The organism is Mesorhizobium sp. M7A.F.Ca.US.005.03.2.1 (assembly GCF_003997795.1).
GTDB classification, from domain to species: Bacteria; Pseudomonadota; Alphaproteobacteria; order Rhizobiales; family Rhizobiaceae; genus Mesorhizobium; species Mesorhizobium ciceri.
The window spans coordinates 1-5,403 of the sequence record NZ_RZRP01000426.1; the positions used below are offsets into that span (position 1 = coordinate 1).

Consider the following 5,403-nt stretch of genomic DNA (forward strand, 5'->3'; position numbering starts at 1 on the left):
TGTCACCGGTGTCGACCGCGCCGGCAAGCGCGTGCTGCTCGATGACGGCAGCGCGGTCGCCTACGACACGCTGCTGCTCGCCACCGGTGCCCGCCACGCCTATTTCGGCCATGACGAATGGGAGCCGTTCGCGCCTGGCCTGAAGACGCTGGAGGACGCCACCACCATTCGGCGGCGAATTCTCCTGGCCTTCGAACAGGCCGAGCGGGAGGCTGATCCCGCTAAGCGCCAGGCGCTGCTGACAATTGCGATCGTCGGCGGCGGGCCGACCGGCGTCGAGCTTGCCGGCACCATCGTCGAGCTGGCGCATGACACGCTGCGCGGCGAGTTCCGCAACATCGACACGCGGCAGACGCGCGTGGTGCTGATCGAGGCCGGCGACCGCATTCTGGCCAATTTCGCACCGAAACTTTCCGACTATGCCAGCAAAGCGCTCGAGCGGCTCGGCGTGACCGTCGAGCTCGGCCGGGCCGTCACGCGCTGCGACGCCGAAGGTGTCGTGTTTGGCGATAAGCAACTGGCCGCCCGAACGATCCTGTGGGCAGCCGGCGTTGCCGCTTCGCCAGCCGCTGAATGGCTGGGAGCGAAGGCGGACCGCGCGGGCAGGGTGCTGGTCGAGCCCGATCTAAGTGTGCGTGGCAGCCCGGAGATCTTCGTCATCGGCGACGCCGCTCATGTGCTGCGGCCAGACGGGCGGCCGGTTCCCGGCGTGGCGCCTTCCGCCAAGCAGGAGGGCCGACATGTTGCGGCTACCATCAAGGCCAGGCTCGGCGGCGACACGACCGCGCGTCCTTTCCACTACAGGCATGCCGGCGATCTGGCGACGATCGGCAAACGCGCCGCCGCCATCGATTTCGGCTGGATCAAGCTCACCGGCTGGCTCGCCTGGTGGCTGTGGGGAGTGGCCCACATCTATTTCCTGATCGGCTTTCGCAACCGGCTTGCTGTTTCGCTGAGCTGGCTATGGATCTACGCGACGGGGCAACGCAGCGCGCGGCTGATCACCCAGGGCGACGACGACAAGGGCTGATTTCCTCACCGGCACCGTTCATCCGCACGTCATCTGTTGCTGGTCGACTGACCTTCCGATGCACGCAACTTCTTGAATGGACTTGAGCCGATTTCGGCGCGAAGTTCGCTTCGGGGCAGGGCGTGTCACGTTGTCGATGAGGAGAAAACATGTCGCAACTGCTCCATCCCGTCTCCCGCCGCGATTTCCTCGCTGGCACCGCAGCTACAGGGGCGCTGATCGTGCTTCATCCCTTCTCCGCTCGCGCACAGGCCAACCAGGCGCATCTCCGGATCATGGAGACCACCGACATCCATGTGAACGTGCTGCCTTACGATTATTACGCCGACAAAGCGAACGACACGCTGGGCTTGTCGCGCACGGCCTCCCTGATCGACGCCGTGCGCAAGGAAGCGGTGAATTCGATGCTGATCGACAATGGCGACCTGCTGCAGGGCAATCCGATGGGCGACTACATCGCCTATGAGAAGGGCCTGAAGGACGGCGACCTGCATCCGATCATGAAGGGTATGAACCTGCTCGGCTACGAGTGCTCGACGCTGGGCAACCACGAGTTCAACTATGGCCTGTCGTTCCTGGACAAGGTGCTGGCCGGCGCCAATTTTCCCTTCGTCTGCGCCAACCTGATCCGCGGCACGGAGCTTGCCGCGAACCCGCGCGACGACAAGCTCTATCTCAAGCCCTATGTCATCCTCGACAAGAAGATCAAGGACGGTTCGGGCGCCGAGCAGCCGATCAGGATCGGCATCATCGGCTTCGTGCCGCCGCAGATCATGGTCTGGGATCTCAAGAACCTCGAAGGCAACGTCAAGACGCGCGACATCGTCGAGGCGGCCAAGGCCTGGGTGCCGCAGATGAAGGAGGCGGGCGCCGACATCGTCATTGCGCTGTCGCATTCCGGCATCGACGTGAAGCACGGCGACATGATGGAGAACGCCTCGTTCTTCGTCGCCGGCGTCGCCGGCATCGACGCGGTGTTCACCGGGCACCAGCATCTGGTGTTCCCCGGCAAGAAGGATTTCCAATCGCTCGATGGTGTCGACACGCAAAAGGGCACGCTACAGGGCAAACCCGCCGTCATGGGCGGTTTCTGGGGCTCGCATATGGGGCTGATCGACCTGATTCTGGAACGCGACGGGTCGAAATGGAAGGTCGTTTCCGCCACCTCCGAGGCGCGGCCGATCTTCGAACGCGTCGACAATAAGAACAAACCGACTGTCCCGGACGACAAGCGCATCATCGCGGCCCTTGAGCAGGACCACCAGGCAACACTGGCCTATGTGCGCCGCCCCGTTGGCAAGACCTCCGCGCCGCTCTATTCCTATTTCGCGCTGGTCGCCGACGATCCGTCGGTGCAGGTCGTCAGCCAGGCGCAGACCTGGTACCTCAGGGATATTCTGAAGAACACGCAATGGAAGGATGTGCCGCTGCTGTCGGCGGCCGCTCCGTTCAAGGCCGGCGGGCGCAACGGCGCCGACTACTATACCGACGTGCCCGCCGGCGATATCGCCATCAAGAACGTCGCCGACCTCTATCTCTATCCCAACACCGTGCGTGCGGTCGAAATCACCGGTGCGCAGGTCAAGGAATGGCTGGAAATGTCGGCCGGGATCTTCAACCGGATCGAGCCGGGGAAGGCCGACCAGGCCCTCATCAACACCGATTTTCCGTCCTACAATTTCGACGTCATCGACGGCGTCACCTATAAAATAGACCTGTCGCAGCCGCCGAAATACGATGCCAAGGGCGGGCTGGCTAACGCTGGCGCCAACCGTATCGTCGACCTGAGTTTCGACGGAAAACCAATTGACCCCAAACAGAAATTCGTCGTCGCGACCAACAACTACCGGGCCGGTGGCGGCGGCAATTTCCCTGACATCAATGCCTCGAAGATCATCTATGAAGCGCCGGACACCAATCGCGACGTCATCGTCCGCTACATCGTCAGCGAGGGTACAATCAACCCGTCCGCGGACGACAACTGGTCGTTCGCGCCGCTGCCTGGAACCAGCGCCGTGTTCGAAACCGGCGCCAAGGCCAAGGATTTCATTGCGCAGCTGAAATCGCTGAAGATCGAGCCGGCAGGCGAGGGCGAGGCAGGTTTCGCGAAATACCGCATCCTGCTTTGAAGGGTGGTTTGGGGTCGGCTCGAGTCCCGGCCTTATGGCGTGGATTGAGCCGGCTGGGTGAAACGTTCCTTGATGTCAGGCATGACGAGATCCAGCGCATCGGTGGAAATGCCGCCGGAATAACCGTTCGGCAGCTGCTTGATCAGTTCGGGATCGTCCAGCCCTTGCGAAAAGTCGCCGCCGGTGTACGGGCCGAGCAGATAGACGCGGCTGTCGACGCCTTGCATGCGATCGAGAAACCGGTTCGGCCAACCCCACATCCATTTCGCGATGTTGACGGGAATGAGCAAGGTACCTTTTCGGCAGGCATCTGGAACATAGCCGCTCCAGCCAAGCGCGGCATAGCGCAGAATGCATTGCGTCAGCGACGCGCGGCTCAGTGTATGCATGTCCGGCAGTGCTGCCTTGACTGCGGCAATCGGCTTGTCGCCGCCATAGACCGAGAGATAGAAGCGCTCGTTCGGCGATAGCATGGCAAGCCGTGCGGCCAGCTTTTCGCCTTCGCCCGGATCGTTGCTCTTGACGTTGATGTTGAAGCGGCGGGCCGGGAAGTGCGCCAGAACCTCATCCAGCGACGGCATCATGCCGATACCCTTGCCGCGAAACGGAAAGATCTTGCCGCCATCCGCCGTATAGCCATAGCCGACATCGAGGGTCTTCAACTCGGCCATGGAATGGTTGCGTGTTTCTCCCTTGCCTTCCGTGCGGCAATCCAGCGTCCAGTCGTGGAAGACGGCGAAATTGCCGTCTGTCGTCGGGTGAACATCCAGTTCGAGCGCGTCAGCGTCCAGCGCGAAGGCTGCTTCCATCGAGGGGATCGTGTTTTCGAGGTAGGCATGGCGCGGCGGCAACATGCGACTGGCCGTGCACGTCTCACCCGTCATGCCTTCCCGTGCGTAGTCCTGGGCAAGGCCGCGATGGGCAAGCACTTCCGGCTTGCCGGCGGGGCGGCTCGACAACAGCGAGGTGTTGTTGAGCCAGATGCCCGCCGCGGCGACAACAATGATGCCGAAGAAGATCGTCCGTTTGCGCATCAAGTGATTTCCGATTCGTCCGTCCTGCGCGGCATCCTGCTTTGCGATCGGACTTTTTGACGGCGACCGGGCGGCGACATCGAGATCATCCTCGATATCGCCTGGTCGGCGGCAATGAAATCGAAGAACGTGTCGACTTACGCCTTGTAGACCACCTGGCGCACGTCGATGTAGCTGGCGCGGAATCCGGCCTCGCAATAGTGCAGGTAGAACTCCCAGAGCTTCTTGAAGCGGTCGTCGAAGCCGAGCGGGACGATCTTCTCCCATGACGCCCAGAACCGGTGGCGCCATTCGGCAAGCGTGCGCGCATAGTCATCCGGAAACACGCGCTCGCGCAGATGGGCAAGGCCATGATCCTTGCCCAGTGTCTTCAGGATCGACGGTGTCGGCAGCATGCCACCCGGGAAAACATAGCGCTGGATGAAATCCGGCCTTGCGCGATAGGTGTCGTAGGCGGCTTCGTTGATGGTGATGATCTGCAGGCCGGCGGTGCCGCCGGGTCTCAGGCAAGCCTTCATCTTGCCGAAAAACACCGGCCAGTATTTCTCGCCGACCGCCTCGAACATCTCGATCGAGGCGATGCGGTCATAGGTGCCGGTTTCGTCGCGATAGTCCTGCAGCTTGATGTCGACCTTTTCGGCAAGGCCAGCCTTGGCGATGCGAGCCGTTGCAAAATCGTGCTGCTCGCGGCTGATCGTCAGCCCGGTGACGCGGCAGCCGATCTCGCGTGCGGCGAATTCGGCGAAGCCACCCCAGCCACAGCCGATTTCCAGCACATGGTCCTTCGGGCCGATCCCTGTGTCTTTCGCCAGCGCGCGATATTTGGCGGCCTGGGCGCTTTCCAGGTCGTTGGCTCCGGTCGTGTAGAGCGCCGACGAATAGGTCATGCTCGGATCGAGCCATTGCTTGTAAAAGGCGTTGCCGAGGTCGTAATGCGCCGAGATATTGCGCTTCGAACCGGTGCGGGTGTTCTGGTTGAACCAGTGGCGGATGCGCTGGACGGTGTTGATCAGCCAACTGGTGCCGCCCGCGATACGCTCGCCAATGACCGAATTGGCCACGAACAGCTCCAGGAAGCTGGTCACATCAGGGCTTTCCCAATCGCCGTCCATATAGGATTCGGCAACGCCGATCGTGCCGCCGGAAAAGGCGCGGCCGGGCAAGCGCCAATTCTTCAGCACCAGTTCGGCATCCGGGCCAGGTCCCTTGC

4 protein-coding genes are annotated in these 5,403 nt (G+C 62.2%); 2 read left to right on the top strand and 2 right to left on the bottom strand.

From position 1 onward, the window contains the following. Both EN991_RS21950 and EN991_RS21955 read left to right on the top strand, forming a co-directional pair. Positions 1 to 1,030: NAD(P)/FAD-dependent oxidoreductase (locus EN991_RS21950; protein WP_164769271.1), on the top strand; the 1,030-nt coding region annotated here is incomplete at its 5' end. 149 nt (positions 1,031 to 1,179) lie between these two features. After that, on the top strand, positions 1,180 to 3,159 hold the full coding sequence (locus tag EN991_RS21955) for a bifunctional 2',3'-cyclic-nucleotide 2'-phosphodiesterase/3'-nucleotidase (RefSeq protein ID WP_127369537.1): 1,980 nt from the start codon (positions 1,180 to 1,182) through the stop codon (positions 3,157 to 3,159). A gap of 32 nt (positions 3,160 to 3,191) precedes the next feature. Here EN991_RS21955 and EN991_RS21960 read toward each other — a convergent pair whose 3' ends face one another. Continuing rightward, positions 3,192 to 4,193, bottom strand: coding sequence for a glycerophosphodiester phosphodiesterase family protein (locus EN991_RS21960; RefSeq protein ID WP_127369538.1), 1,002 nt, complete (start codon positions 4,191 to 4,193; stop codon positions 3,192 to 3,194). Between the two features lie 137 nt (positions 4,194 to 4,330). Beyond that, positions 4,331 to 5,403: cyclopropane-fatty-acyl-phospholipid synthase family protein (locus tag EN991_RS21965; protein ID WP_164769273.1), on the bottom strand; the 1,073-nt coding region annotated here is incomplete at its 5' end.

What these genes read in the sequence shown, in the direction of transcription:
- EN991_RS21955 (WP_127369537.1), top strand. Translation starts at nt 1,180, where the DNA reads ATGTCGCAACTGCTCCATCCCGTCTCCCGCCGCGATTTCCTCGCTGGC.
- EN991_RS21960 (WP_127369538.1), bottom strand. Translation starts at nt 4,193, where the DNA reads ATGCGCAAACGGACGATCTTCTTCGGCATCATTGTTGTCGCCGCGGCG.